General features: G+C 72.4%; 27 protein-coding genes and 2 pseudogenes. 15 read left to right on the top strand and 14 right to left on the bottom strand.

The genetic code is table 11. From position 1 onward, the window contains the following. The first annotated feature begins 187 nt into the window (after positions 1 to 187). Positions 188 to 1,408: a helix-turn-helix domain-containing protein gene (locus tag ACFQZ6_RS27215; protein WP_381613817.1), complete on the top strand. Its 1,221-nt coding sequence runs from the start codon at positions 188 to 190 to the stop codon at positions 1,406 to 1,408. A gap of 263 nt (positions 1,409 to 1,671) precedes the next feature. Here ACFQZ6_RS27215 and ACFQZ6_RS27210 read toward each other — a convergent pair whose 3' ends face one another. From ACFQZ6_RS27210 to ACFQZ6_RS27200, 3 genes are all read right to left on the bottom strand, one after another. Further along, a complete protein-coding gene (locus tag ACFQZ6_RS27210; RefSeq protein ID WP_381613814.1) occupies positions 1,672 to 2,157 on the bottom strand; it encodes a DUF6099 family protein in 486 nt (161 codons plus the stop codon). Positions 2,158 to 2,362: 205 nt separating this feature from the next. Then, the gene (locus ACFQZ6_RS27205; protein ID WP_381613811.1) at positions 2,363 to 2,713 is read right to left on the bottom strand and encodes a nucleotide pyrophosphohydrolase; all 351 of its coding nucleotides are present in this window, start codon (positions 2,711 to 2,713) and stop codon (positions 2,363 to 2,365) included. Positions 2,714 to 2,741: 28 nt separating this feature from the next. Continuing rightward, on the bottom strand, positions 2,742 to 3,131 hold the full coding sequence (locus ACFQZ6_RS27200; protein WP_381613808.1) for a cell division protein SepF: 390 nt from the start codon (positions 3,129 to 3,131) through the stop codon (positions 2,742 to 2,744). Between the two features lie 299 nt (positions 3,132 to 3,430). Between ACFQZ6_RS27200 and ACFQZ6_RS27195 the strand changes: the two are divergent. The 4 genes and pseudogenes from ACFQZ6_RS27195 to ACFQZ6_RS27180 all read left to right on the top strand — a co-directional run bounded on the left by ACFQZ6_RS27195 (position 3,431) and on the right by ACFQZ6_RS27180 (position 6,480). Further along, positions 3,431 to 4,437 (top strand): annotated as a pseudogene (locus ACFQZ6_RS27195) (NAD-dependent epimerase/dehydratase family protein). Continuing rightward, entirely contained in the window at positions 4,434 to 5,138 is a 705-nt protein-coding gene (locus tag ACFQZ6_RS27190) for a glycosyltransferase family 2 protein (RefSeq protein ID WP_381613805.1), read from the top strand. Before ACFQZ6_RS27195 ends, ACFQZ6_RS27190 begins: the two are co-directional and overlap by 4 nt. Next, positions 5,135 to 5,782, top strand: a complete 648-nt coding sequence (locus ACFQZ6_RS27185) for a TIGR04282 family arsenosugar biosynthesis glycosyltransferase (RefSeq protein WP_381613803.1) — start codon at positions 5,135 to 5,137, stop codon at positions 5,780 to 5,782. Before ACFQZ6_RS27190 ends, ACFQZ6_RS27185 begins: the two co-directional genes overlap by 4 nt. After that, positions 5,779 to 6,480, top strand: a complete 702-nt coding sequence (locus tag ACFQZ6_RS27180; RefSeq protein ID WP_381613800.1) for a methyltransferase domain-containing protein — start codon at positions 5,779 to 5,781, stop codon at positions 6,478 to 6,480. The genes ACFQZ6_RS27185 and ACFQZ6_RS27180 overlap by 4 nt, the downstream gene beginning before the upstream one ends. A 269-nt stretch (positions 6,481 to 6,749) precedes the next feature. Here ACFQZ6_RS27180 and ACFQZ6_RS27175 read toward each other — a convergent pair whose 3' ends face one another. Both ACFQZ6_RS27175 and ACFQZ6_RS27170 read right to left on the bottom strand, forming a co-directional pair. Next, positions 6,750 to 7,223, bottom strand: coding sequence for a hypothetical protein (locus ACFQZ6_RS27175; protein ID WP_381613798.1), 474 nt, complete (start codon positions 7,221 to 7,223; stop codon positions 6,750 to 6,752). Positions 7,224 to 7,234: 11 nt separating this feature from the next. After that, a complete protein-coding gene (locus ACFQZ6_RS27170) occupies positions 7,235 to 8,512 on the bottom strand; it encodes a molybdopterin-dependent oxidoreductase (protein WP_381613795.1) in 1,278 nt (425 codons plus the stop codon). 182 nt (positions 8,513 to 8,694) lie between these two features. On the opposite strand from ACFQZ6_RS27170, the gene ACFQZ6_RS27165 reads away from it, so the two are divergent. The 6 genes from ACFQZ6_RS27165 (at position 8,695) to ACFQZ6_RS27140 (ending at position 15,230) form a co-directional block, all read left to right on the top strand. After that, positions 8,695 to 10,032, top strand: coding sequence for a hypothetical protein (locus ACFQZ6_RS27165; protein ID WP_381618683.1), 1,338 nt, complete (start codon positions 8,695 to 8,697; stop codon positions 10,030 to 10,032). Positions 10,033 to 10,119: 87 nt separating this feature from the next. Next, a complete protein-coding gene (locus ACFQZ6_RS27160) occupies positions 10,120 to 10,779 on the top strand; it encodes a TetR/AcrR family transcriptional regulator (protein WP_381613792.1) in 660 nt (219 codons plus the stop codon). Between the two features lie 202 nt (positions 10,780 to 10,981). After that, positions 10,982 to 11,896 (top strand): NADP-dependent oxidoreductase, encoded by a 915-nt coding sequence (locus tag ACFQZ6_RS27155; protein WP_381618680.1) that lies wholly within the window; start codon positions 10,982 to 10,984, stop codon positions 11,894 to 11,896. A gap of 38 nt (positions 11,897 to 11,934) precedes the next feature. Then, positions 11,935 to 12,999 carry an alkene reductase gene (locus tag ACFQZ6_RS27150; RefSeq protein WP_381613789.1) on the top strand — a complete coding sequence of 355 codons (1,065 nt, stop codon included), beginning with the start codon at positions 11,935 to 11,937 and terminating at the stop codon, positions 12,997 to 12,999. A gap of 10 nt (positions 13,000 to 13,009) precedes the next feature. Then, positions 13,010 to 13,483: a MarR family winged helix-turn-helix transcriptional regulator gene (locus ACFQZ6_RS27145; protein ID WP_381613786.1), complete on the top strand. Its 474-nt coding sequence runs from the start codon at positions 13,010 to 13,012 to the stop codon at positions 13,481 to 13,483. A 49-nt stretch (positions 13,484 to 13,532) separates the two neighbouring features. Next, positions 13,533 to 15,230, top strand: a complete 1,698-nt coding sequence (locus tag ACFQZ6_RS27140; protein ID WP_381613782.1) for a BCCT family transporter — start codon at positions 13,533 to 13,535, stop codon at positions 15,228 to 15,230. A gap of 37 nt (positions 15,231 to 15,267) precedes the next feature. Here ACFQZ6_RS27140 and ACFQZ6_RS27135 read toward each other — a convergent pair whose 3' ends face one another. Both ACFQZ6_RS27135 and ACFQZ6_RS27130 read right to left on the bottom strand, forming a co-directional pair. Further along, positions 15,268 to 16,014, bottom strand: a complete 747-nt coding sequence (locus ACFQZ6_RS27135; protein WP_381613779.1) for a class I SAM-dependent methyltransferase — start codon at positions 16,012 to 16,014, stop codon at positions 15,268 to 15,270. Next, complete coding sequence (locus ACFQZ6_RS27130) at positions 16,011 to 17,483, bottom strand: asparagine synthase-related protein (protein ID WP_381613776.1); 1,473 nt, start codon at positions 17,481 to 17,483, stop codon at positions 16,011 to 16,013. Before ACFQZ6_RS27130 ends, ACFQZ6_RS27135 begins: the two co-directional genes overlap by 4 nt. A 464-nt stretch (positions 17,484 to 17,947) precedes the next feature. Here ACFQZ6_RS27130 and ACFQZ6_RS27125 point away from each other — a divergent pair, with 464 nt between their 5' ends. Next, positions 17,948 to 19,288 carry a tetratricopeptide repeat protein gene (locus tag ACFQZ6_RS27125; RefSeq protein WP_381613773.1) on the top strand — a complete coding sequence of 447 codons (1,341 nt, stop codon included), beginning with the start codon at positions 17,948 to 17,950 and terminating at the stop codon, positions 19,286 to 19,288. Between the two features lie 82 nt (positions 19,289 to 19,370). Here the strand turns inward: ACFQZ6_RS27125 and ACFQZ6_RS27120 are convergent, their stop codons facing one another. The 6 genes and pseudogenes from ACFQZ6_RS27120 to ACFQZ6_RS27095 all read right to left on the bottom strand — a co-directional run bounded on the left by ACFQZ6_RS27120 (position 19,371) and on the right by ACFQZ6_RS27095 (position 22,438). Then, positions 19,371 to 19,502: a hypothetical protein gene (locus ACFQZ6_RS27120; RefSeq protein ID WP_381613770.1), complete on the bottom strand. Its 132-nt coding sequence runs from the start codon at positions 19,500 to 19,502 to the stop codon at positions 19,371 to 19,373. Then, a complete protein-coding gene (locus ACFQZ6_RS27115; protein WP_381613767.1) occupies positions 19,499 to 19,852 on the bottom strand; it encodes a DUF2750 domain-containing protein in 354 nt (117 codons plus the stop codon). The genes ACFQZ6_RS27120 and ACFQZ6_RS27115 overlap by 4 nt, the downstream gene beginning before the upstream one ends. 111 nt (positions 19,853 to 19,963) lie before the next feature. Next, positions 19,964 to 20,413, bottom strand: a pseudogene (locus ACFQZ6_RS27110) (inositol monophosphatase family protein); the annotation flags it as partial. 55 nt (positions 20,414 to 20,468) lie between these two features. Beyond that, the gene (locus ACFQZ6_RS27105; protein WP_381613764.1) at positions 20,469 to 21,233 is read right to left on the bottom strand and encodes a dienelactone hydrolase family protein; all 765 of its coding nucleotides are present in this window, start codon (positions 21,231 to 21,233) and stop codon (positions 20,469 to 20,471) included. A 174-nt stretch (positions 21,234 to 21,407) separates the two neighbouring features. After that, the gene (locus tag ACFQZ6_RS27100) at positions 21,408 to 21,593 is read right to left on the bottom strand and encodes a DUF397 domain-containing protein (RefSeq protein ID WP_381613761.1); all 186 of its coding nucleotides are present in this window, start codon (positions 21,591 to 21,593) and stop codon (positions 21,408 to 21,410) included. After that, positions 21,590 to 22,438, bottom strand: a complete 849-nt coding sequence (locus ACFQZ6_RS27095) for a helix-turn-helix domain-containing protein (protein WP_381613758.1) — start codon at positions 22,436 to 22,438, stop codon at positions 21,590 to 21,592. The genes ACFQZ6_RS27100 and ACFQZ6_RS27095 overlap by 4 nt, the downstream gene beginning before the upstream one ends. Positions 22,439 to 22,553: 115 nt before the next feature. On the opposite strand from ACFQZ6_RS27095, the gene ACFQZ6_RS27090 reads away from it, so the two are divergent. Genes ACFQZ6_RS27090 through ACFQZ6_RS27080 form a run of 3 tightly spaced genes read left to right on the top strand, consistent with a single transcriptional unit; the run spans position 22,554 to position 24,816 of the window. After that, positions 22,554 to 22,994: an ATP-binding protein gene (locus ACFQZ6_RS27090; RefSeq protein ID WP_381613755.1), complete on the top strand. Its 441-nt coding sequence runs from the start codon at positions 22,554 to 22,556 to the stop codon at positions 22,992 to 22,994. Positions 22,995 to 23,038: 44 nt separating this feature from the next. Then, on the top strand, positions 23,039 to 24,109 hold the full coding sequence (locus ACFQZ6_RS27085) for a hypothetical protein (protein WP_381613752.1): 1,071 nt from the start codon (positions 23,039 to 23,041) through the stop codon (positions 24,107 to 24,109). Between the two features lie 35 nt (positions 24,110 to 24,144). Further along, positions 24,145 to 24,816, top strand: coding sequence for an ABC transporter ATP-binding protein (locus ACFQZ6_RS27080; RefSeq protein ID WP_381613749.1), 672 nt, complete (start codon positions 24,145 to 24,147; stop codon positions 24,814 to 24,816). Here ACFQZ6_RS27080 and ACFQZ6_RS27075 read toward each other — a convergent pair. After that, on the bottom strand, positions 24,813 to 25,769 hold the full coding sequence (locus ACFQZ6_RS27075; protein WP_381613746.1) for an ATP-binding cassette domain-containing protein: 957 nt from the start codon (positions 25,767 to 25,769) through the stop codon (positions 24,813 to 24,815). The genes ACFQZ6_RS27080 and ACFQZ6_RS27075 overlap by 4 nt on opposite strands. Between the last annotated feature and the right edge of the window lie 30 nt (positions 25,770 to 25,799).

Below are 25,799 nucleotides of genomic sequence, written 5' to 3'. Positions count from 1 at the left end.
GTCCCGTCCCGTCCCTCCGCACCGAAATGTGCACAAGCTGTGTACGGGGAAAAGAAGTTGTTTTAACTTCATCAGCCCAGACAGGCAGCACCTGACGGCCGGTCGTGTGCCGCCGCCCACCGCGGTGGGCGGCGGCACACGGCCGGTTCCCCCCATCACGGGCGCAACGGAGAGCAAGGGGCACCTCATGTCTTCCATCACGCACCCGCCGGAGGTCGGTGAACCTATCGGGCCCCTCCCCAAGGAGTTCGCCGCCCTGATGAGACCGGAGTTACCCGGCCTCATCAAGGAGATCCGCACCGAGGTCACCCGGGCCTACCCCGTCTACGGCCGACTACTGAACGGCCCCAACTCGGGCGCCATCCGCCAGGGCGTGGAGCAGGCGTTGTCCGCCTTCGTCGACCGGGTCGCGGAGCCCGGCAAGAGTTCCGCCCTCCGCGACCAGCTCCTGCGCAAGTTCGGCCGCGTCGAAGCCTATGAGGGGCGCGAACTGGACACCCTCCAGGGGGCGTTCCGGCTCGGCGCGCGGATCGCGCTGCGCCGCGCCAAGGCGGTGGGCCAGCAGTACCAGCTCTCCCCCACCCTCGTCCTCGCCTTCGCGGACGCGCTGTTCGCCTACGTCGAGGAGTTGGAGGCGGTCTCCCGGGAGGGCTACGTGGAGGTGCTGTCACGGGCCAACTCGGAGGTGTCCGCGCAGCGCAGACGGCTGCTGCACCTCATCCTCGCCGCGCCGCCGCTGCCGCACGAGCTGCCCCGGCTCTGTGAGACCGCGGCCTGGGAGTTACCGGCCGAGGTCACCATGGTCGCCCTGCGCACGCCGGTGCCGGAGCACCTGGAGGCCGGGCTGGCCGGGGACGTCCTCGTGGACCTCGACGTCCCGCACCCGCACCTGCTGATCCCGGGCGCGCTGACCCCGGAGCGGCTGACGATGCTCCAGGCGGCGCTGTCCGGCACCCACGCCGCGGTGGGCCTGACGGTGCCGCTGACGCAGGCCGCCGACTCCATCCGCTGGGCGCGCCGGGTGCTCCAGCTCGTCGACGAGGGCGCGGTGGCCGACGCGCCCCTGGTCCGCTGCGAGGACCACCTGGTCACCATCTGGCTGCTGTCCGACGCGCCCCTGGTCTCCCAGCTCGCCGCCCGCGAACTGGCCCCGCTGGACGGGATGCCCGCCAGCCGCCGGGACCGGCTGGTGGAGACCCTGCGCGTGCACGTCTCCACCCGGGCACCGGCCGAGCAGGTCGGTGAGATGCTCGGCGTCCACGCCCAGACCGTGCGCTACCGCCTGCGCAACCTCGACGCCCACCTCGGCGACCGCCTGGCCGACCCGGACCACCGCTTCGCCCTGGAGGCGGCCCTGCGCGCCCTGCACCTCCAGAGCGGCGGCCCGGCGCCCCGCCGCCGCACCTAGGGCCTGTCGTTTGGATCATGCCGCAGACGCGGGGTCTGGCACGCACGTCTGCCGCGTTGTCGTCGGTTGCCGACGCTCCGCGTCGCCGCCCTCCTCCGCCTTGCAGCCGCACGCACCAGACCCCGCTCACCGGCACTGATCATCCACCGCCGATGCCCTGCGACCTGATCCAAACGACAGGCCCTAGGGCCGCCCACCGGGTCCACCGCGCGCCGCCGCGAGCGGGGGGACAGGAACCGGCCGCCGCCCGCGGCCGGTCGTCGTCATCCCGCCTCCCGCTCCGACAGCGCCTGCTGCCGTAACGCCTGCTCGCGGTCGGCGAGTTTGCTGAGCATCTCCACGACGCGGTCGCGGGACTCGTCCGCGGCGTCGATGGCCTCCATGCACTGCCAGTACGTGCCCTCGTCGGGCGCGGCGCAGGTGATGCCGACCAGGGCGATACCGACCTCGCCGAGCAGTCCGCCGAGGCGCAGCAGGGTCTGCCGGGCGTCGCCCAGCTCGGTGAGCTGGGCGGCGCGCAGTTCGCCGGGGGCCAGTTCGGGGGTGTCGAGCACGCCGCAGCCGCGGCCCGCCAGTTCGGTCAGGCCGAGGGCCTCGCCGCGCAGCTCGGGCGGGCCCGTGACCGCGAGGCGGCTGCCTATGGCCTGGGCCAGCGCCTGCGCCTGCCACACCTCCGTGAGGATGTGCGGCACCTCGCCGCTGCCCGCCAGGGCACGTCTGCTCGTCACGATGAGCCGCACCGCGTCCATGCGCTCGCCCCGTCGTCATGACACGCTCCCGCGCGTCCGCCCGAACTCCCTTGTTCACTACCCAGCGTGAGGGTGCTTGAGTCCAAATACCAGAGGAAGGCGGAAAATTATGGACAACAATTCGGACCCAGAGCCGATTTTCGATACGGAGAGTGAGAGTGGAGCCCATCGTTCCACCGGTTGTCGCCGTCCCGTCGCCCGCCCGTCACGTCGCTTCGGGCCCGCCACCGCCCGGCACCGGGAACCGCCGTTCGTTCCGCTCGATCTTCGCGGCGAGGGCGGCCAGCGGGTCGACGCCGAGGGTGGCGCAGAGCTGGAGCAGATAGGCGAGGACGTCCGCCACCTCGTCCGTGACCCGGTGCGCCGTACCGGGGTCGGACATCACCCGGGCCGACTCCTCCGGCGTCAGCCACTGGAAGATCTCCAGCAGTTCGGAGGCTTCCACGCTGAGCGCGGCGGCCAGGTTCTTGGGCGTGTGGTACGGCTGCCAGTCGCGGGCGGCGGCGAACTCGACCAGCCTGCGCTGGAGTCCCGCCACGTCAAGGGGTTCGGTCACGGCGTCAGGTGTACACCGCGGCCTCCCCTCACACCCCCGGCACCCCCACCCCCCGCATCAGCCCCTGCACCTCCGTGCCGGGCGGGGTGAGCAGGAAGACGTTCCGGTCCACCCGGTGCATCCCGCTGGACAGCCCGAAGACCACGCCGGTGCTGAAGTCGAGGACGCGCTTGGCGACCTCGGTCTCGGCACTGGAGAGGTCGAGGAGCACCGGGATGCCGGACATCAGCGTCTCGGCGACCTCCCGGGCGTCCGCGAAGACGTTGACCCGCAGCACGACGAACCGCCGCCGCGCCTCCGTCTCCGCCTCCGGGTGGGCGCGGTGGTCCACCGCGGACGGCCAGGCGTCCCGGCCGCGCAGCGGAACGACCTGGGCGAGCCCCTCCCACTGTTCATCGGTGACGTCGTGGCGTGGCACCGGCTCCCCCGATCTGACTCGCGCTCATCTCCTGCACCAGCCAATTCTTACGCCAAGTCACCCGTTCGGCCCAACAGCGACACGGTGTGCGACCGGCCACGGCCCAGGACAACCCGGCCTCCGGGCCACCTGTACGGAGTAATCCCGGGGCCGCCGTCCCGGCTACGCCCCCCGGGTGACCGTACCGGCCCCGCCCCCGGCGCTGGCGGACGGAAACCGGAGCCGCGACCTCTTACGGAGTCATGACGTGCCGGGCGCGGCCCTGCGGTCCGGCCGGGTCGCGGATCTAGCGTGGCCGTATGCGTGTACTGGTCACCGGCGGTGCCGGGTTCATCGGGTCCCATGTGGTGGAGGAACTGACGGCGCGCGGGCACGAACCCGTCGTCTACGACGTGCGGGCGGACGCCCGGTCCGACGTGCGCGACGGCGCCGCGGTCGCCCGCGCCCTGGCCGGGGTGGACGCGGTGTGCCACCAGGCCGCCATGGTCGGCCTCGGCACCGGCTTCGGTGACGCCCCGGACTACGTCTCCCACAACGACCTCGGCACCGCCGTCCTGCTCGCCGCGATGGCGGACGCGGGGGTACGGCGGCTGGTCCTCGCCGGGTCGATGGTGGTGTACGGCGAGGGCCGCTACGACTGCCCCCGGCACGGCCTGGTGCGGCCGGTCCGCGCGCCGTGGCCGACCTGGACGGCGGCCGGTTCGAGCCGCGCTGCCCCGCCTGCGGCGCCGACCTGACGCCCGGTCTGGTCGCGGAGGACGCCCCGGTCGACCCGCGCAACGTGTACGCCACCACCAAGCTGGCGCAGGAGCACCTGGCCGCCGCGTGGGCCCGCTCCACGGGCGGCGCGGCGGTGTCGCTGCGCTACCACAACGTGTACGGCCCGCGGATGCCCCGCGACACCCCGTACGCCGGGGTCGCCTCCTTCTTCCGCTCCGCGCTGGCCCGCGGCGAGGCCCCCCGCGTCTACGAGGACGGACGCCAGCGCCGGGACTTCGTGCACGTACGGGACATCGCGGCGGCGGGCGCGACCGCGCTGGAGGCCGACCTGCCGCCCGGCGCGCTGACCGCGTACAACACCGGCAGCGGCGAGCCGCACACCGTCGGGGAGATGGCGGCGGCGCTGGCCGCCGCGTGCGGTGGGCCCGCGCCCGTCGTCACCGGCGAGTACCGGCTCGGCGACGTCCGGCACATCACCGCCGACTCCGCGCGGCTCCGCGCCGAGCTGGGCTGGAAGCCGGAGGTCGGCTTCGAGGAGGGGATGCGCGAGTTCGCCCGCGCCGGGATGGCCGGGGAGCGGCGGTGAGCGCCGACGTCGACGTGGTCCTGCCCTGCCTGGACGAGGCCGACGCGCTGCCCTGGGTGCTGGAGCGCGTCCCCGCCGGGTGGCGGGCGCTGGTCGTGGACAACGGCTCCACCGACGGCTCCGCCCAGATCGCCCGCGAGCTGGGCGCGACGGTCGTCCACGAGTCCCGGCGCGGCTTCGGCGCCGCCTGCCACGCCGGGCTGACGGCGGCCACCGCCGAGATCGTCTGCTTCTGCGACTGCGACGCCTCCCTCGACCCGGGCCTGCTGGTGCCGTTCGTCGCGGAGGTCCGCGCGGGCGCCGCCGACCTGGTGCTCGGACGGCGCCGTCCCCAGGGCCGGGGCGCCTGGCCCGCGCACGCCCGCGCCGGGAACCTCGCCCTGTCCCGGATGCTGCGCCGCCGCACCGGGCTGCGCCTGCACGACCTCGGCCCGCTGCGCGCGGCCCGCCGTACGGAGCTGCTCGGCCTCGACCTCACCGACCGGCGCAGCGGCTACCCGCTCCAGATGGTGGTGCGGGCCGCCGACGCGGGCTGGCGGGTCACCGAGCACGACGTGCCGTACCTGCCGCGCACCGGCGCGTCCAAGGTGACCGGCACCTGGCGCGGCACCTGGCAGGCGGTGCGCGACATGAGCCGGGTGCTGGCCGAACCGCCCGCGGCACGACCCCTGACCACCACCCGGGAAGGCACAGCCAGTTGAGCACGTTGCTCGTCATCGCCAAGGAGCCGCGGCCCGGCCGGGTGAAGACCCGGCTGACGCCGCCGTTCATCCCCGAGGAGGCGGCGACGCTCGCCGCGGCGGCCCTCGCGGACACCCTGGCCGCCGTCGCCGCCACGCCCGCCACCCGGCGGGTCCTGGTCCTCGACGGGGCGCCGGGGCCGTGGCTGCCGCCCGGCTTCGACGTCGTACCGCAGGTGGCGGGCGGCCTGGACGAGCGGCTGGCCGCGGCCTTCGCCGGGTGCGACGGCGGCCCGGCCCTGCTGGTCGGCATGGACACCCCGCAGGTCACCCCGGACCTCCTCACCGTGGACTTCGCGGACTGCGACGCCTACTTCGGGGCCGCGGAGGACGGCGGCTTCTGGGCGCTCGGCCTGGCCGCCCCCGACCCCGCGCTGCTGCGGGGCGTGCCCATGTCGACGCCGGTGACGGGGGCCGTGCAGCGGGCGCGGCTGACGGACGCGGGGCTGCGGGTGCGGGAGCTGCCGCGGCTGCGGGACGTCGACACCGCCGCCGACGCCCGGGCGGTCGCCGCCGCCGCGCCGGGGAGCCGCTTCGCCGCGACGCTGGCCCGGCTGACCGCCGCGACCGCGACGACCGTGCCGACCGTGCCGACCGTCCGATGAGTACGGCCCACGACCTCACCGAGGAGCGCGCGGCCACCGCCTGGGACACCGCCCCGGCCCCCTGGCAGACCGGGGACCCCTACTCCGAGGCGCTGCGCGCCGGACGGGGGCCGCTGTTCCTTGAGCGGTCGGACGGCTGGCTGCTGCCGCTGGACGTGGAGCGGTGGTGCGCCGCCGCCGACCCGGTGGACCTGGCCGTCCTGGACCGCTGCGAGGGCGCCGTGCTCGACGTGGGCTGCGGGCCTGGGCGGCTGGTGGCGGCGCTGGTCGCCCGGCGGCGCCGCACCCTGGGCATCGACGTCAGCGAGGCCGCCGTCGCGCACACCGTCCGGCACGGCGGCCGGGCGCTGCGCCGCTCGGTCTTCGAGCCGCTGCCCGGCGAGGGCGGCTGGGACACGGCCCTCCTCATGGACGGCAACGTCGGCATAGGCGGCGACCCGCGCGCCCTGCTGGAACGCCTCGCCGCACTCCTCGCCCCCGGCGGCCTGCTGATCGCCGAGACCGCGCCCGTCGACATCGACGAACGCGTCCACGTCCAGGTCGTCCAACTGGCCGCCGCCCACCGCATCGCGGGCACCCCGTTCCCGTGGGCCCGGCTCGGCACCCCGGCCCTCCTCCGGCACGCCGACGCGACGGGCTGGCACGCCGTCGACCAGTGGTCGGACGGGGGGCGCCGCTTCGTCGCGCTGCGCACGTGAGGGGCGCGGCGCCCAGGGGGACGCTGCGCACGCGGGAGGCGCTGCGCACGCGGGCGCCGCGCACGCGGGGCGCCACGCATCCGGAGCGCCGCACACACGGAAGGCGCCGCACATCCGGGGCGCCGCACACACGGAAAGCGCCGCGCACCCGGGAATCCAGCGCTCGGCCAGGGGTTCAGCACCCGGCCAGGGATCCAGCACCCGGCCGGGGATCCAGCACCCGGCCAGGGATCCAGCACCCGGCCAGGGATCCAGCACCCGGCCGGGGTTCAGCGCCCCGCCGGAGGCCGCGCCGCCCTCGCCGCCCGCCGTAGCCGCCACACGAACAGCAGCGCCGACGCGGCGAACAGCGCGGCGCTGACCAGCAGCCACCGGCCGAGGAAGCCGTCGGCGGACATGCCGGTGGCGGCGTGGTAGCGGGCGTCGACCCGCCCGGTGATCAGCGGGAACCACACGAGCAGCAGCAGCGCGGAGAACGCCGCCGGAACCCGCACGTACGCCGTCCACTCCCGGCGCGCGCCCGCGCCGAACGCCCGTACCACCGCCCGGTCCGCCGTCGCGTACAGCGGCAGCAGCACCAGGTCGTGCAGGAGCGCCGCGCCCACGAACCACAGCAGCACCTGGAACCAGTCGCCCTCCAGCAGCCGTACGCCCGCGTACCCGGCGAGGGCGAAGGAGCAGGCCAGCAGAAGAATCCGCAGCGGGCTGCCCACCGGCAGCGGTGATGTCACCCGGACGCGCATGTCAGTCTCCTTCACAGGTCCCCGAACTCCAGCCGCCCCACCCACTTGGTGTTGAGCACCCCCGGCGCCGCCGGGACGATGATCCGCGCCGGGAAGCCGTGGTCGGGCGTGAGCGGCTCCCCGTTGACGTCCAGGGCGAGCAGCGACCGCCCGTCACGGACCTGGTTGGCACGGAGCGCGGCCTTCCGGAACGCCCCCGTGCGTTGCAGCGACTCCACCAGCACGTCGGGCGCCCGGTCGGGATCGTCGTAGCCGACGAGCGCCGCGAGGTCCCGCAGCCGTACGCCCCGCCACCACTGGTCGGACGTCGACCAGCCCTCCACGCACGCGATGGGCAGCGACGAGCTGTGCAGCGGCAGCCGGAGGAGGTCGGCGCGGGCGAGCCGGACCGTGCCGGTGGGTCCGGTGACGACCAGCCGCCAGGCGTCCTCGGTGGTCTCGGCCGGGCGGACGCCCCGGGACGCGGCCGTCTTGTTGATCTGGAAGCCGCCGGGACCGCCGCCCGGCTCCGGCCCGCCGTGCGGGGCGAGCAGGGCGGTCTGCCGCAGCGGCCCGTCGAAGGAGCGCCCCGCGCTGGTGACGAACAGCAGCGCCGAGCCACCGCCGACGAACCACAGCGCCCCGCGCCGCGACACGGTCGCCGGATCGGGCGCCGGAGCCACCAACGGGGCCTCCGCCTCCGCCGCCTCCGCCGCGTCCTCACCCTCCGCCGCCCCCTCCCGCATCCGGCGCAGATTGCGCAGCGCCAGCGGCAGCTTCAGCGCGACGTGCGCGAGGAACGCGGAGAGGAACACCCACGCCCCGTAGAAGTGCAGCGGGTAGAACGACCCGGGGAAGACGTAGTCCAACTGGACGTTGAGCACCCCGGTCACGAACTCGAACAGCGCCCCGCCGACGAGCAGCAGCAGCGACAGCCGCTCCAGCGCGTGGGCGAGCGACCGCACCGGGGGCAGCGCGAACAGCCGCGGGATGACGGACCACAGCTTGGCCAGCAGCACCGGGACCAGGGTGATCCCGAGCGTGACGTGGACGCCCTGGTTGAGCCGGTACAGCCAGTGCGGACTGGTCGGCCAGGAGAACAGGTAGAACCCCAGCAGCCCCTTGTCCGGCGTCTTGTCGTTGACCGGCGACAGGTTCGGGTTGTAGGCCGCGTACGACAGCAACCCGGTCAGCAGGAGCACCGAGATCCCGGCGAGCAGGACCACGCCGAGCACCGCGGTGAACCGGGTGCCGCGGACGGGGCTGCGCCAGAAGGCGGGGTTGGAGGGAGGAAACGGAGACCGTGCCATGCCCTGACCGTAGGCCCGCTCCGGCCGGGTCGGCGGCCCGTGACCGATGACGAAACGCTGACGTCCGCCGCGCGTACCAGCCGGTCCCGGGCGCGGCGGCCTAGCGTTCCGGTGTGACCCGCACTTCGCTCGGCCCCGAGACCGACCAGCGCACCCCGCCCGCCGCGCGCCGCGCGCCCGACCTGCTCGCGGCGGTGGCGGCGGTCGCGCTGTTCGTCGCGGCGGTCCTCGTCGGCCGCCACATCGAGGACACGTACCACACGCTGTCCGTCAACTGGCCGCCCCTGCTCGCCTCCTGGGACCCGCACCTCGGCCCCGGCACCCCGGCCGCGCTGCTGGTGGCGGTCGCGGTGGTGGCGTACGGCCCCACACTGGCCGCCCGGCTGCCGTGGCGGGCGCTGCTCGCCACGGCGTGGGCGACGGCGCTGGCGTGGACGTTCTCTCTCGCCCTGGTCGACGGCTGGCACCGCGGCGTCGCCCGCCGCCTGACCACCCGTTACGAGTACCTCCAGGTCATCGACCGGTTCCACGACATCCCCGCGGCCCTGGCCACCTTCACCGACCACATCCTCATCCAGCCCGGCACGGACCACTGGCCCGCCCACATCGCCGGGCACCCCCCGGCGGCGACGGTCACCTTCGTGCTCTTGGACCGGATCGGGCTGCGCGGCGGCGGCTGGGCGGGCGTGTGGTGCGTCACCGGCGGCACGACCGCCGTCCTCGCGGTGCTGGTCGCGGTGCGGGCGCTGGCCGGGGAGCGGCTGGCGCGGCGGGCGGCGCCGTTCCTGGTGCTGGCGCCGGGCGCGGTGTGGATGGGCACCTCGGCGGACGCCTACTTCGCGGCGGTGGCCGCCTGGTCGGTGGCGCTGCTGGCGCTGGCGGCGACCGCGCCGACGGCGGGGCGCAGGCGGGCGGCGCTGTTCGGCTCCGGCCTGCTGTTCGGCCTGACCTGCTACCTCTCCTACGGCCTCACGCTGGGCGCGGTGATCCTCGCGGGCGTCGTGCTCGTCACCCGGGACCGGGTGCGGGAGCTGCTCGCGGGGGCGCCGTTCCTGCTGGCGGGTCTGGTGGTCGTACCGACGGTGTTCACGCTCTACGGCTTCGACTACTGGGAGGCGTACCACCTCCTCGTCGACCGCTACAACCAGGGCGCGGGGGGCTTCCGCCCGTACGGCTACTGGGTCTGGGCCAACCTCGCCTGCACGGTCCTGGTGGTCGGCCTCGCCACGGTCGCGGGCCTGCGCCGCACCGGCGTGACGCTGCTGCGCCAGGGCGGGCCGCTGAAGTCGTCCCCGGCCGTGCCGGAGGTACGGCTGGCGCTGCTGGTGTGCGCGGCGCTGCTCGCGCTGCTGATCGCCGACCTGTCCGGCATGAGCAAGGCGGAGACGGAGCGGATCTGGCTGCCGTTCGCCGTGTGGCTGCTGCCCGCGTGCGCCTTCCTGCCCCGGCCGCGGCTCTGGCTCCCGGCGCAGGCGGTGGTGGCGCTGCTGGTCAACCACCTGTTGCGGACGGGGTGGTGAGGTGCGTGAACGTACCGCCCCCTACAGGTTCCCTGATGACACCATCAGAACTGGGATGCCCCACCACCCGGCGACTAGACTCACGGCATGACCGCGCAGTCCAGCCGTGAGACCACGTCCGCCGCGCCCCGGAACCGGTTCGAGCGCCGCCGCGCCGAGACCAGGCGGGCGCTGGTGCGCGCGGCGCGGCAGATCCTCGCGGAGACCGGTGACACCAGCGCGAGCATCCAGACCATCGCCGAGCGCGCGGACGTCGGCTTCGGCTCGTTCTACAACCACTTCGTCTCCAAGACGGAGCTGTTCGACGCGGCGGTCACGGACGCCCTGGAGGAGTTCGGCCGCGCCTTCGACGAGCGGCTGGACGGCATCGACGACCCGGCGGAGCTGGTCGCCGCCGGTTTCCGGCTCAGCGCCCGGATGGCGGACTCGCACCCGGAGCTGATGCGCGTCCTGCGCCACCGCGGCCTCGGCCACATCCACTCCGGCACCGGGCTCGCCCCGCGCGCCCTGCGCGACCTGGAACGCGGCACCGCGACCGGCCGCTTCACGCCCGTCGACGCCACCGTGGCACTGTCCGCGATGGGCGGTTCGCTGCTCTCCCTGGTGGAGCTGCGGTTCGCCCGCCCCGACCTGGACGGCGACGAGACGGCGGCCCGGATGGCCGAACTGGTCCTGCGGATGCTGGGCGTCGCCGCACCCGAGGCCCACGAGGTGGCACGCCGCCCGCTGCCCGGACCGGTCGGGTAGCGGGCGGATCAGCCGCGCACCAGGGCGGAATGGCCGGTCTCGGCCATGAACATGACCAGAACTGGTTGCCCGAGACACCCTTCCGGAGCATTACTTGGCCAGCCACACATTGAGTGCTACGGTCTTTATGTGGCTGGCCACCTACTAACGGTCGGCCGCCGCTCTCCGCACGGAGACGACCATGAACCGGAAGGAAGAGACCATGAAGGCCATCGCCTTTGACCACTTCGGCGGCACCGACGTCCTGCACGAGACGGACCTCGACATCCCCCAGCCCGGCCCCGGCCAGGTCCGCGTCCGGGTCCGCGCCGTCGGCGTCAACCCGGTGGACGGCAAGATCCGCTCCGGCGCGCTGACGGCGATCTTCCCCGTGCCGCTGCCCGCCGTCCCCGGCGGCGAGATCGCCGGGGTGGTCGACGCGGTGGGCGAAGGGGTCGACGGACTGAAGGCCGGTGACGAGGTGCTGGGCTGGTCCGACACCGGCGCCTACGCCGAGTACGCCCTCGCCGACGCCACCGCCCTCGCCCCGAAGCCCGCCGCCCTCGACTGGACGCACGCCGTCACGCTGCCGGTGGCGAGCGACGCCGCCGACCGGGTGCTCGACCTGCTGCACGTCGGCGCCGGGGACACCCTGCTGATCCACGGCGCGGCCGGGGCGGTCGGCACGGTCACCGTGCAGCTCGCCGTCGCCCGCGGCGCCCGTGTCATCGGCACCGCGGGGCCCGCCAACCAGGAGTACCTCACCGCGCTGGGCGCCACCGCGACGACGTACGGCGAGGGCCTGGTCGAGCGGGTCAGGGCGCTCGCCCCCGAGGGCGTGGACGCCGTGTACGACGCGGCCGGGAAGGGCGCCCTGGAGGACTCCATCACCCTGCGCGGCTCCACCGACCGCATCGTCACCACCGCCGACTTCCGCGCCGCCGAGCTGGGCGTCGTCTTCGCCGAGGGCCCGCAGCGCCGCTCCGGCGCCCGACTCGCGGAGCTGGCCGAGCTGGCCGCCGCGGGCGAGCTGACCACCACCGTCGGCGCCGTCTTCCCGCTCGCCCGCGCGGCCGAGGCCCAGCGGGTCAGCGACGCCGGACACGGCCGCGGCAAGCTCGTGCTCACGGTCGCCTGACCACCCCCTCCCCACCCCGACTCCCCCAGGAGAACCCCGTGCTCAACGCCCTGTGGACCCCGACGGCCCTCGGTGACATCGCCCTCCCGCACCGGCTGGTCATGGCCCCCATGACCCGCGACCGCTCCACCCCGGAGGGCGTGCCGACCGAGATGAACGCCGAGTACTACGCCCAGCGTGCCTCGCACGCGCTGATCATCACCGAGGGCACCCAGCCCTCCCCGGACGGCCAGGGGTACCTCCTCACCCCCGGCCTGCACTCGGCGGAGCAGGTCGCCGGGTGGCGCAAGGTCACCGACGCGGTGCACGCGGCGGGCGGACGGATCGTCGTCCAGCTCATGCACGTGGGCCGGATCGCGCACCCCGACAACACCCCGCACGGGCGGCAGCCGGTCGCCCCGTCCGCCGTCCGCCCCGCGGGCACCATGTTCACCGCGTCCGGCCCGCGGGAGATGCCGACGCCGCGCGCCCTGACCACCGCCGAGGTCACCGCGACGGTCGAGGACTTCCGCCGGGCCGCCGCGGCGGCGATGGACGCCGGGGCCGACGGCGTGGAGATCCACGGCGCCAACGGCTACCTCGTCCACCAGTTCCTGGCCAGCAACACCAACCACCGCACCGACCGCTACGGCGGCGCGCTGGAGAACCGCGTCCGCTTCGCCGTGGAGGTCGCGTCGGCGGTCGCCGACGAGATCGGCGCCGGACGCACCGGCATCCGCCTCTCCCCCGGCAACACCTACAACGACATCCAGGAGGACGACACCGACACCCTGTACCCCACACTGGTCCGCGAGCTGGCCCCCCTCGGCCTCGGCTACCTGCACCTGCTGCACTCGGGCGGCGGCGACGAACTGCTCGACACCCTGCGCGGCCTGTGGCCCGGCGCGCTGGTCCTCAACCGGGCGGGCGCCGACATCCCGACGCGCGCGAAGGACGTCGCTCAGGGCCGCGCCGACGTCGTGTCGGTCGGCGCGCTGGCCCTGGCCAACCCGGACCTGGTCGGGCGGGTACGCTCCGGAGCGCCGCTGAACACGCCCGACCCCGCCACGTTCTACGGCGGCGGGGCGGCCGGATACACCGACTACCCCACCCACTCCGGTTGAGGAACCACAGATGACCGCCGTACCCCCGACCCCGAACACGGCGCGCGACGGACGGCTCAGCTACGCCGTCTTCCAGCTCGCCCGCGTCCACCGCGCCCAGGCCGCCGCCATGCTCCGCGAGATGGAGCTGCACCCGGGGCAGGAGCTGCTGCTCATGCAGCTTTTCGACCGGGACGGCCAGACCCAGTCCGAACTCCTCGACAGCGTCGGCCTCGACCACTCCACGGTCTCCAAGTCGCTGCGCCGGATGCAGGACGCGGGCCTGCTCACCCGGGAACCGGCCGCGCACGACCGGCGGGTGATGGTCGTCCACCTCACGGAGAAGGGCCGCGCCCTGCGGGAGCCGATCGCGGCGATGTGGCGGACGCTGGAGGAGGCGTCCGTGCAGGGCCTGACGGCGGACGAGATCGAGACGTTCATCCGCATCGCGCGGAACATGGCGGGGGCGCTGGGCGCGCCGGGCGGCGGCACGGACCGCGCCTGAACGGCGTGCCCCGCACCGATCACCGGGATTTCGCACCATAGTGGGCGATATGAGCACGGATGCCACCGACACCGATCAGGCCCCTCCCGGTCCTCCGCCCGGCGCCCCGGAGTCCGACGCTCCGGACCTCGCCCTCGTCGGCATCGGGATGGCCGCCGTCGTGGGGGTCGTCCTGTGGGCGTGGATCGGGGACGACTCCTTCGACGACGTGTCGTCGTCGAGCCTGACCTGGGTGCTGGACAACTTCGGCTGGCTGTTCGTGGTGGCGGCGGACGTGTTCCTGGTCCTGTGCCTGGTCATCGCGTTCAGCCGGTTCGGCCGCATCCGGCTCGGCAAGGACGACGCGGAGCCGGAGTTCGGGAACCTCGCCTGGATCGCGATGATGTTCAGCGCGGGCATGGGCATCGGCCTGATGTTCTACGGCGTCGGGGAGCCGCTCACCCACTTCCTGACGCCGCCCCCGGCGAGCGGGGCACGGCCGGAGACGCCCGACGCGGCCCGTACGGCGATGGAGTACTCGTTCTTCCACTGGACGCTCACCCCCTGGGCGATCTACGGCATCGCGGGGCTCGCCCTGGCCTACGCCGGTTTCCGCAAGGGCCGCGGCAACCGGCTCAGCGCGGCGTTCGTCCCGCTGCTGGGCGCCCGGCGGGCGGCGGGCTGGCCGGGCAGGGTGATCGACCTGCTGGCGGTCTTCGCCACGGTCTTCGGCACCGCGACCAGCCTGGGCCTGGGCGCGCTCCAGGTGGCGGAGGGCCTGGACATCACGGCCGACATCGACGCGACCCGCACCTCCGAACTCGTCATCATCGCGGCCCTGTCGGCGGCGTTCGTGGTGTCGGCGTTCTCGGGCCTGCACCGCGGCATCAAGTGGCTCTCCACGCTGAACATCGTGCTCGCGGCGGCCCTGATGGTGTTCGTCTTCCTCCTCGGCCCCACGGTCTACGTCCTCGACACGATCCCGGCCTCGGTCGGCGGCTACCTCGACAACCTCCTCCCGATGGCGAGCCGCACCGGCGCCTTCTCCGACCACGAGTGGCTGGGCGCCTGGACGATCTTCTACTGGGCGTGGTGGCTGTCCTGGGCGCCCTTCGTGGGCACGTTCATCTCCCGCATCTCGCACGGCCGGACGATCCGCGAGTTCCTCATCGGCGTGCTGCTGGTGCCGAGCGGCGCGACGGTCATCTGGTTCTGCGTGATGGGCGGCACCGCGCTGCGGTTCCAGTCCACCGGCGAGGCGGACCTCGCGGGCGCCGTCGAGAACGGGGCCGAGGCGTCCCTGTTCGCGATGCTGGACGCGCTGCCGATCGGCACGGTGACGTCGTACGTGGCGATGGTCCTCGTCATGACCTACTTCATCACCAGCGCCGACTCGGCGTCCCTGGTGATGGGCTCCCTCACCAGCCGGGGCGCGCTGCACCCCCCGTCCTGGCTGGTCGTCATGTGGGGCGTCCTGATGGCGGCGGTGGCGGCGGTCCTGCTGGTGGTGGGCGGCCTGAACTCCCTCCAGACGGCGACGATCCTGGTCGCCCTCCCCTTCGTGGCCGTGATGCTGGTCCTGTGCTGGGCCCTCCTCCGCGAGCTCCGCGAGGACCCCGGCGCGGGCCCGGCCCGCCACCAGGCCCTCCACGGCCTCCGCGATGTCGTCCGCACGATGGTCGGCGACGCGGTCTCCGAACGCTCGGCCCGCCACCACCGCCTCCGCCGAGCGGCCCAGACCCGGAGGGACACGGACGGGGAGCTGTGACGGCCCGCACCTTCCACGAGCGTCGCCGCACCCCGTCTCAGGTCGCCTTTTCCCGGGCCACCGTGTACGCAGTGGGGCCGGTAAGCCCTGTCTCCGTGCCGTCGTTCATGTCCAGGACCTCGAACCCGGCGCTCTCCGCGTAGCGTTCCAGTTCCCGAGGGAACAGGACACGCCTGCGGATCTCGTCTCGGGCCTCGTCGCCCGAGGGGAACACCCAGTGCCGGTGCGTGGTGTTGATCTGGGTCCGCAGGTCCCATGTGTGGCAAACGGTGACGGTCGCAGGTCCCGTCGGGGTGTCGACCGTAGCGGTGGTCGGCTCGGTCCGGGCGATCGGGGCGACGGGGGAACAGAGCACGAGCAGCGCGCCCGGCCGGGCATGGGCGGCGAAGGTGGCGAAGACCCGGCCGATCTCCTCGTTGTCGTGCACGTAGGCGAGGCTGTTGCCCACACAGGTCACGACGTCCATGCGCGTGCCGAGCCGTACCGTGCGCATGTCGCCGGTACGGATGTCCAGCCACGGCCGGGCTTGGTGCGCGTAGTCGACCATGCCAGGCTGGAGGTCCACACCGACGCACTCGAAGCGCTGGGCCAGGATCTCCAGGTCACGGCCGGTACCGCATCCGAAGTCGACCAGGGTCCGGGCGTCCGGCCGGTGCCGCTCGATCAGGGTCTGGCACATCTCGGCGCCGGTGCTGTCGGACTGGACGGCGTCGTAGAGTGCCGGGTCGCGGTACAGGAGGTTGGTGGCTTCCACGGGCTCGGCTTCCGTGTCGGGGCTGGTCACGTGAGGCTTCGCAGCCCGACCTCCAAGGCGAGTACGTCGCACAGCAGATCGGGGACGACCGGCGTTGAGTCGGCATCCCTGCGCACCTGGGCGAGAGCCTTGCCGTCAAGGTAGCCGAGGTCCACCAGGATGGACTCCTTCACCATGTCGTCCAGGACGGGCAGACCGTAGGATCGCAGTCCCTCCTCCAGGACGGCCAGGAAGTTCTCCGGGTGGGTCGGCGCGGCCACCCACCCGGGTAGCCCGGCCCGTCTGATCCGTTCGCGGAACAGCTTCTTGCCGCGCTTGTACTCGTGCGGTAGCTGCTCCATGAACCGCACGATCCGTGGGTGCGCGAGCGGGCTCACGGGCCAGATTCCGGCCCGGAGGAATCCGGGGTTGTGCATCCCGAACGCCATCAGTGTCGGTACGGGCAGCACCGGAATAGGCGCCAGGTGCTCGTTGACCTCGGCAAGTGCTCGGATTGCTTCGTCGCCGAGCCACGGCACGGATTCCGGCGTCGGCAGTTCGGCCTGTGTCCTGGAGTGGTGGGCGTTGATCTCGTCCCCACCGCTGCCCGTGAACATGACCTCGCACCGCCGGGCGGCTGCCTGCTCGCGCACCACATCGAACGCCTCCTGGTAGAAGGCTCCCGCCGGATCGTGCGGATGGCCCAGGTCGCGCACGCCTCCGGCACAGAAGGGTGGGTGCTGCATGGCGGGGGTGGCCGTGTCGCGGAAGCCGCAGTGCTCCACAAGAGCCCGACGCCGCTCGTACTGCTGCCTGCCGGTGCTCCCGCCCACCAACAGGCCGAAGCTGTGGACCTCGGGGAAGCGGGCTGCTTTCACGGCCAGCGCGACGTTCCCGGAGTCCGCGCCGCCGGACAGCTCAACACCCACGCGTCCGGTTGCCGTCGGCGCCTGGTGAATGACGTCGGCCAGTAACTCGTCCAGAGCCATGAGCGGGTCCACGCCGGGCCGCAGCGTGCGTGACACAAGCACGTGTTCAGCGGGGTCGGGGTAGTGGATAGTGAGTCCCGAAGGGGTGAACGAGGCTGTTGCCCGTTCAGTGAGGCGGTGGACACCTGCGAAGAGCGTCTCGGACGTGTAGCGGTGCCGCCTCGTCAGCGTGCGGGCGACAACACGCGGCACCAAGCGGTCGGCCCGCAGATGCGGTCGCAGTTGTGTCAGGTCCCACGAGGCGTGCAGCTCGCCGGTCTCCTCTGCCAGATAGAGCGGGGCAGTGCCGAAGGCACCCGCCGACAGACGGACTTCCCCCGGCTCCATGGTGAGTGCGACGAAGTCGGCCTCGTCCCCCTTGCACTCCTTCACGCGAATCCGTACGCGTGGTGCCTGGTCGTCGTTGACCTCCACGACCAACGTGGACACGTTCGCCGGCTCGATCCAGCTCTTTCCGTTGACCCAACGACTCCCGTCTGATCTCCACTTGGGCTCCTGGAAATCGGCCAGACGCAGACACATCGACAGCATGTCATCCCTTTCCATGTCGCGTGACGGGGCGAGGCCGTACGCGGCCCCGCCCCGCCTGGTGTCAGCCCTGGATCACTTGCTGCAGTGGTCGCCGTTGTTGTCGCCGCCGCCCGGCATCTTGTCGAGCAGCGTGGCCTCGACGGCCGGGACGCCGGTGATCAGGTCGCCGGTGAACAGCTCATCCACGTTCATCGTTTTCTCCCTTACGGTTCTTAGTGGACTCCGCGGCTGATACTGCGGAGTTGGCCCTGTCCCGCTCCCGGGCCCTTGCGACGAAGGCAGCCGGACAGGGGTTCGGTGGGTGAGGGTGCGGCGGCCACGCCTAGGACGAAGCCGACGAGGACTCGCCGCTACCTGCAGCCCGCTGCCTCTACGTAACCGCACGGACACGATCAGCAGCACCGTTGCCGTAGCGTCAGGACTTGAAAGCCTTGAAAGTCCTCAAGAACACGTGGAGTTGAGATATGGCGAAGCGTGCACCGAACGCGGCGCTCGGGCGCCTGCTCGCCGAGAGCCGTTGGACTCACCGCCAGTTCGCGCGGACGGTGAACCGCGTCGGCACCGAGACCGGAATCCCCCTGCGCTACGACGAGTCGGCGGTGAGCCACTGGCTCGGCGGCACCGTCCCGCGCGGTGCGGTGCGCGCGTGCATCCTCGAAGCCCTCTCCCGCCGCCTCGGCCGCCCCGTCACCCATGCCGAGGCCGGGCTGCCCGTTCCACGGGATCGCTCCTCCACGGCTGTGGATACCGTGGAAGGGGTGATCGACCTGGGGAGGCTGGATATGGACCCGTCCCGCCGCAGTGTCCTGGGCGTCGGCCTGTTCTCCATGGCCGTCACTATTCCCGGCTGGCCTGATGTGGTCGGACGTGCCGAAGCCGTCCAGTCCGGCCGCACAGCACGCATCGGCATGAACGAAGTGGACATGGTCGTCGCCATGACCGAGCGCGTCTCGGAACTGGACGATGAGTTCGGCGGCCGTCACGCACGTCCCATGGCAGCCTCGTTCCTGGTCAACACCGTGGCCTCCTACCTGCGCGCCGACGCACCCGAGGACGTGCGCAAGGCAATGCTGTCCGCCGCCTCGGACCTGCTCTACCTGACCGGCTACATGGCCGTGGACGAAGGGCTGCACGGCCTCGCGCAGCGCTACTACGTCAAGGCCCTGGAGCTGGCGGGCGCTGCCGAGGACCACCTGACGTACTGCACCACCCTGCGCGGCATGAGCGTCCAGGCAGTCGACCTCCGTCACAGGGCGAAGGCCATGGAACTGGCCGACGCCGCTGCCGCAGCCTCTCCGAAAGCCGGTCCTCGGATGCTGGCCTTTCTCGTCGGCCAGCAGGCGCACGCCGCCGCACAGACAGGCGACCGGGCGGGAGCGCTGCGCTACATCCGCCAGGCCGAGGCGGCCATGGACCGTGCCGAGTCACGCGGCAGGACGTTCGGCTCGTATGACCCATCCTCGCTCAACTACCATGTCAGCCAGGTACGTTACGAACTCGGAGACAAGGCCGGAGCCGTCGACGCCATGCAACAGGCGGACCGGCTCCGCCCCAGCGCGTACCAGCGCACACGAGTACACCGCCGCGGTCTGCTGGCCGAGCGGCAACTGGAACTCGGCCACCTAGAAGCAGCGTGCGCCACCTGGCACCAAGCCCTCGACGAATACCCCAAGGTGCAGTCCGGCCGCGCCGACGACCGCGTGAAGACGATGCTCCGTCTTCTGCGCCCCTATCTGAAGAACGCGACGGCGCTCGGCTTGTACGACCGAGCACGGACGATCGCGTCGCCTTCGCTAATGACCTGATCCCGGTCGAACGGCGGAAGCCCAGAGTGACTCGCCTGCCACTCCGCTTGCTTCAGGACGTCGTGCACATCAGGCCATCTAGTCAGCAGTTCCCCCCGGCAGGGACCACGTCAGGGCTCGCGAGGAGGTCGCTGGTGTCGCCCTCGGCAAGGTGGTCGAAGATCTCCGCAGGGTCCCCGACCCCGTGCTTCCGGAAGCCGAAGTCGCTGCTCACTGGTCATCCTCAGCGTGGGTGAGACGGTTGATCACTTCGGGGACCGTGAAGTCCCAGCCCGTCAGGCGCTGCCCGGTCCAGTTGATGCCCACCCGGAAGTCGCCCTTCGCCAGATCCGGCAGAGCTGCGCTTCGCCAGTGGTCCAGTGGCATGGGGACGGCATGGAACCGCGGACCCCACAGTTGGGCGGCGCGGTGTGCGCGGGCCTCCGACGACCAGTAGGGGAAGGCTGGGCGCCCGGAGCTTGAGGGTGGGGTCGGGCTGCCGTCGTCGTCTCGGACCCACCAGACGATGCGCGTCTGAACGACCTCACGGAAGAAGGCCGTGGCCTGGGCCCCGCTGGTGCTCACCCCGAATTCCTCTCGCTCGTGCCTACTTGGGCTTCACGCACCATCGACATCAGCGAGGCGTGTGTCTCGGCGTCGGCGGTGGCTATCAGGCCGTGGGCTGACGTGCTCAGTGGGGCGCCGGTGGAACGGTGGGTCCAGGTTGACGTCCACCAAGCGGGTCGCGGGGGTGGGCGCCAGCAGTGAGTCGGCGGCGTCGTCCTGGCGTAGCCACGCCCGCTCGCCGTCGGTGAAGAAGATCTCGCCGGTGAACGGGTCGGCCACGGCCGCCGCGCCGCCGCGCAGGGCCACGTTGACGGCCACCAGCATGGTGCCGACGGCGTAGTTCAGCGTGCCGCACAAGGGGTCCACCAACCACTGGCGTACGGCGTCGGCGGCGCCCCGTTGGCCGCCTTCCTCGCCGAGCACCGCGTCATGGGGCCGTGCGGCGCGGAGGACGCCGAGGATCCTCTCCTCGGCGTCCAGGTCCGCGGCGGTGGCGAAGTCACCCGCGCCCTTGTCGACGCGGGTGACGTTCTGGCCGTACAGGGCACGGACCGCGTATGCGTTGGTCACGCCGTGCAGACTATCGAGGCGAGCCGGGGCACCGGTCGGCCGAGGCCGCCGCCCTGTCGCCCCGTCAGGGGGTTCGTGAGGGAGTCGCGGCCCTCAGGTGCCGGGTGAAGAACTGGTTCGCGGCCTCCCCGGCGTGCTGGGGGACGCCGGAGTGGCCGCCCATGTTGGCGTGCAGGGTCTTCTCCGCTGACCCGAAGGCGTCGAACAGGTCCAGGGCCGCCTGTCGGTCGTTCCCCTCGTCGTCCCACTGGAGCAGGACGTGTAGCGGGATGGTGACCTGGCGGGCCTCCTCGAACATGACGCGCGGCACGAGGCTCCCCGCGAAGAGACCGGCGGCGGCGATACGCGGCTCCACCACCGCCAGCCGGATACCGACGGAGATGATCCCGCCCGAGTACCCGACAGGACCGTCGATCTCGGGCAGTGACAGCAGGGCGTCCAGCGTGGCCCGCCACTCTGGGACCGCCCTCTCCACGAGCGGGAGGACGAGGGCGTCAACGATCTCGTCGCTGACCTGCTCCCCCGCCTCCATCACCCGGCGCAGGTCGGCGCGCGCCTGCTCCAGCGCGGGCCAACGGGGTCGGTCACCGCTCCCGGGGAGTTCGATGGTGGCGGTGGCCATCCCCTCCGCCGCGGCGGACCGCGCCCTCGCCACCAGCCGCGGGTACATCCTGCGCAGGCCGAGCGGAGGGTGCCCGAGGAGGATCAGCGGGACCGGTGCGGCGGCGGTGACGGACGGGGGCGTCCATACGACGCCGGGGATCTCGCCGAGGCTGAACTCCCGTTCCCGGGTGCCGTCGTCGAGCTGCTGTTCAGAGGTGAAGTACATGGTCGTACCTTTCGGGAGGCTCAGATACGGCGCTCCCGGACGACGACCTATCGCCCGACCGTGACTCCAGAGGAGAGCACCCAGGTGAATACGTTCACGGGTACCACCTCCTCGCTCTCTCGCACGGCCACCCGGAAGGTAGCAGGGGCGGGTACGCCCCCGCCAACGGATTTATCAGCCCCCGGCCGCGAACCTCACGAAACGGGTCCACCCGTCGCGCCGGACGGCGAGGGTAGGTCGGGCTATGTCCTTGGAATCGCGTACGTGGACCGCCTCTTCGGTGACAGCGATCTCGACGCAGTCGTCACCCTGGGTGCCGCTAAAGCTGGACTTGAACCAAGCGAGTTCCCTTGCGCTCACAGCTCTCCTCGCAGTCGCTCCAATAGGCCCCACGATTCTTTGGGGTTCAGGGCCTGCGAGCGCAGTCTGTCATAGCGCTGGTAGAGGAGGCTCACCTCTTTCGGGGCAGAGATCAGTCGTCCGTTCTGCTGCCCTTCGGAGTACGCCAGCCGCTTGCGCTCCGGCGTCTCCAGCAGTCGCATGGGACCGTCCAGGCATCCGTGGAACTCGCTGTCCAACGGCATCACTTGCAGCGCTACGTTGCGCAGGGTGCTCAGGTCCAGCACATGGTCGAACAGGCCCCTCATCACCTGCACTCCACCAAGCCGTCGCCGAAAGACGTGCTCCTCGACAATGAAGCTGAACGGCACGTCATGACGTTCGTACAACGCCTTCTGCCGTTCCATCCGCGCGGCGACCTGCGCTTCCACCTGGTCCTCCGTCAGCAGAGGAATGCTGTTGTCGAACACAGCCCGCGCGTAGCCCTCCGACTGCAAGAGCCCCGGTACCAACCGGCACTCGTACGTGCACAGGCTCGCCGCCGTACGCTCGCGGCGCGCCCACTCTCGGAACCACGTGGCCAGCCCCACCTCCCCCCGCGCCATATGACGCGCCGCCTTCCGCAGCGCCCCCGTGTTCCCAGTCGCCTCCTCTGCCCGCTCCACGAAGTCGTCGTCCGGCATCCGCCGCCCCAACTCCACGGACTCCACCGTGTGTTTGGAGAACCGGACCCGTTGGCCGAACTCCACCCTGCTGAGCCCTGCGTGTTCCCTCAGGGCCTGGACGACGGCCCCAAAGGTCCGCAGACTGTTCGACGGGTCGGGCTCGCCGCCGTTCTCGTGCTCGTTCGCGTCGCTGTACGCCATGCACCCAGCGTGACGACCCGATCGCCGTACTGTCCACCGATCGTGCCCGTACGCTGACGCAGCGTACGGGGCGTGCTCCTGGTGCACACCCCCGCGCGCCCGTCACCGTGGTCACATGACGTCGATCACCCCCCAACTGCCGACGACCGTGCGCGTGTTCGGCCAGCTCCTGTCCTCCACCCGTCGTGGCGCCCGCCTGGCGCGGCTGCTCGCCGTGGCGCAGCTCCAGGCGTGGGAGGTGTCACCCAGTGTCACTGACCGCGCGGCGCAGATCGTGGCCGAACTCGCCGCCAACGCGGCCCTGCACGGCCGGGTCAGGGGGCGGGACTTCAAGCTTGTCCTGGCGCTGGACCCTCGGGCGGGTGCGCTGCGGATCGCCGTCAGTGACGCGCGGGGTGAGGCGCTCCCGGTGGCGGCGGAGGAGGGGCCGCCGGGTGAGGCCGAGTCCGGGCGTGGGCTGTGCATCGTCACGGCGCTGGCCGACCGCTGGGGCACCCAGCCGTACGGGTGCGGCGGGAAGACCGTGTGGGCGGAGCTGGAGACCGCGCGCGCCTGAGAGGGCAACCATTCGGTCGGCTCGGTGGTCTTGTCATCGATCACGTGGGTGATCGCACTGACGAGGAGACCATCATCACCGCCATACGCAAGACCCTGACCGCCACCGCAGTCGTCGGCGCCGTCCTGGCGGGTACGGCCGCCTGCGGCACCGTGGAGCAGCTCACCGCCGGGCAGCAGCTCGACGCGGCGTTCGAGAAGCTCGGCAAGGAGAAGTCGCTCTCCGTCGAGCTGGACCTCGACACGGACGAGCGGAGCCTGAAGGCGCTGGACGCCTCGTCGGACCCGGAGCCCGGCGACGAGCTTCCCGACGAGGTCGCCGAGCTGCTCAGTGGCGTGAAGATCAGTTTCACCGTGCAGTCGAAGAAACCGCTCGACGTGTCCGAGGAGAAGGACTACGTCGGGATGGCCTTCAAGGTCAGCGCCGCGGACGGCGACCTCGTCGAGTACCGGATCATCGGGGACGACCTCTACATCCGGACCGACGCCGAGGCGCTCAGCGAGACGATGGGCTTCCCCCTGCCGTCGCCGGACGACCTGCCCCCGGAGGCGGACGGGCTGAAGAAGGCGCTCTCGGGTGAGTGGGTGACGCTCGACGGCAAGGAGATGGAGGACGCCACCGCGGGCCTCGGCGACGGCGAGGACGAGCCCTCGGCGGAACCCTCCCTGGACGCCAGGACGCAGAAGAAGCTGGTGAAGGCGCTCCGTTCGACCATCGCCCGCGAGGTGGAGTTCCGGACGTCCGACGGCGACGACGGCGCCGAGCACGTCACCGCGACCGCGCCGTTCCGCACGCTGCTCACGGAGCTGGTGGAGGAGATCGAGCCGCTCGCGGACAAGTTCCCGCCCGGCATGGAGCTGCCCACCGCCGACGACCTCAAGGACGCCCCGAACACCAAGGTCACCGCCGACTTCGCCCTCAACGACGGCGAGCTGACCGAGGTCCACGTCGACCTCGCCAAGCTGGCCGAGAACGCGAAGGTGAAGAAGCTGGGGCTCAAGGTGCGCTTCGAGGACGGCGGGACGGTCACCGCCCCGAGCGGCGCCACCGAGCTGGACGTCGAGGACCTGCTCGGCGGCTTCGCGGGCGCGATGATGGGCGCCGAGGACTTCTAGACCAGCGGATTCCTACATCAGACGGGGGCGCGGCCATGCTGCGAGTGACGGACGTGCACAAGTCGTACGGTCGCGGCCCCGGCGCCGTCCACGCGCTGCGGGGCGTCTCCTTCGAGGTGCCCCGCGGGGAACTCGTCGCCCTCAAGGGGCGTTCCGGCTCCGGCAAGACCACCCTGCTGAACATCGTCGGCGGTCTGGACGAGCCGGACGACGGCACCGTCACCGTCGAGGGGCAGCGGCTGCGGGACCTCGGGGAGGACGAACTGCTCGCGCTGCGCCGGGAGCGGATCGGGTTCGTGTTCCAGTCGTTCGGGCTCATCCCCATCCTCACGGCGGCCGAGAACGTGGGCGTGCCGCTGCGGCTGCGCGGCGCTGACCCGCGGGAGCGGCGGGAGCGGGTGGAACTGCTGCTGGCGCTGGTCGGGCTGGCCGAGCACGGCGCGCAGCGGCCCGGTGAGCTGTCGGGCGGGCAGCGGCAGCGCGTCGCCATCGCCCGCGCGCTGGCCAACAGCCCCGACATCCTCATCGCGGACGAGCCGACCGGGCAACTGGACGCGGAGACCGGGCACTCCGTGATGGAGCTGCTGCGGGCCGTCGTCCGCAGTGAGCGGATCACCGCGCTGGTGGCCACGCACGACACCAACCTCCTCGACCTCGCCGACCGCGTCCTGGAGCTGCGGGACGGCGAGATCAGCGAAGGGTCCTAGGAGTCCTGGGCGTCGTCCGGGCGGACCGTGATGTGGTCCGGCTCCAGCTCCAGGGCGACCCGGTCGCGCATCCCCAGCGCCCTGATGTACTCGGCGGGGAGCTGGAGTCGGCCCGCCCGGTCGAGCATCGCGTACTCGCGGGCGACCAGGTTCTCCTGGCCGGTGGCGGAGTCGACCTCGCTGCGGCGCAGCACCTCCGTGGACGTCCGGCCGTCCCGGATGGCGACCGTGCGGCGCACCTCGCCCGCCACGGACTGGTCGTGGGTGACGATCACGATGGTGGTGCCCAGCTCCTCGTTGACCGTGCGGAACGCGGTGAAGACCTGTTCCGCGGTGTGGGAGTCGAGTTCGCCGGTCGGCTCGTCCGCGAGCAGGACCGCCGGGCCGTTCGCGAGGGCGACCGCGAGGGCGACGCGCTGCTGCTGGCCGCCGGAGAGCTGGTGCGGGCGGCGGTCCCGGCAGTCCGCGACCTCCAGGAGGGTGAGGAGTTCCAGGGCGCGTTCGGCGCGGGCCCGGCGTCCGCCGCGGGAGCGGGCGAGTTGCAGGGGCAGGGCGACGTTCTGCGCGGCGGTCAGGTAGGGCAGGAGGTTGCGGGCGGTCTGCTGCCAGACGAAGCCGACGGTCTCGCGGCGGTAGGCGAGGCGTTCCCTGGCGGACATCGCGAACAGGTCGTGCCCGGCGACCCGGGCGGCGCCCGCCGTGGGCCGGTCCAGTCCGGCCAGGATGTTCATCAGCGTGGACTTGCCGCTGCCCGAGGCGCCGACCAGCGCCATCAGCTCCCCCTCCCGGACGAGGAGGTCGAGCCCTTGCAGCGCCTGCACCTCCACACCGTCGGCGGAGAAGATCCGTACCAGCCGGTCGCAGGTGATCAGGGCGTCGTGGCCGTAGACGGCGGCGTCGCGCGCGGCCAGGGCGCGGTCGGCGAGTTCGTCGAGGGTGGGACTGCTCGTCATCGGCTGCTCCAGGCTCGTAGTTCGGCGGGT

Source organism: Streptomyces flavalbus (genome assembly GCF_042674625.1).
Taxonomy (GTDB): domain Bacteria; phylum Actinomycetota; class Actinomycetes; order Streptomycetales; family Streptomycetaceae; genus Streptomyces; species Streptomyces flavalbus.
This window is presented reverse-complemented; position numbering and strand designations above follow the sequence as displayed.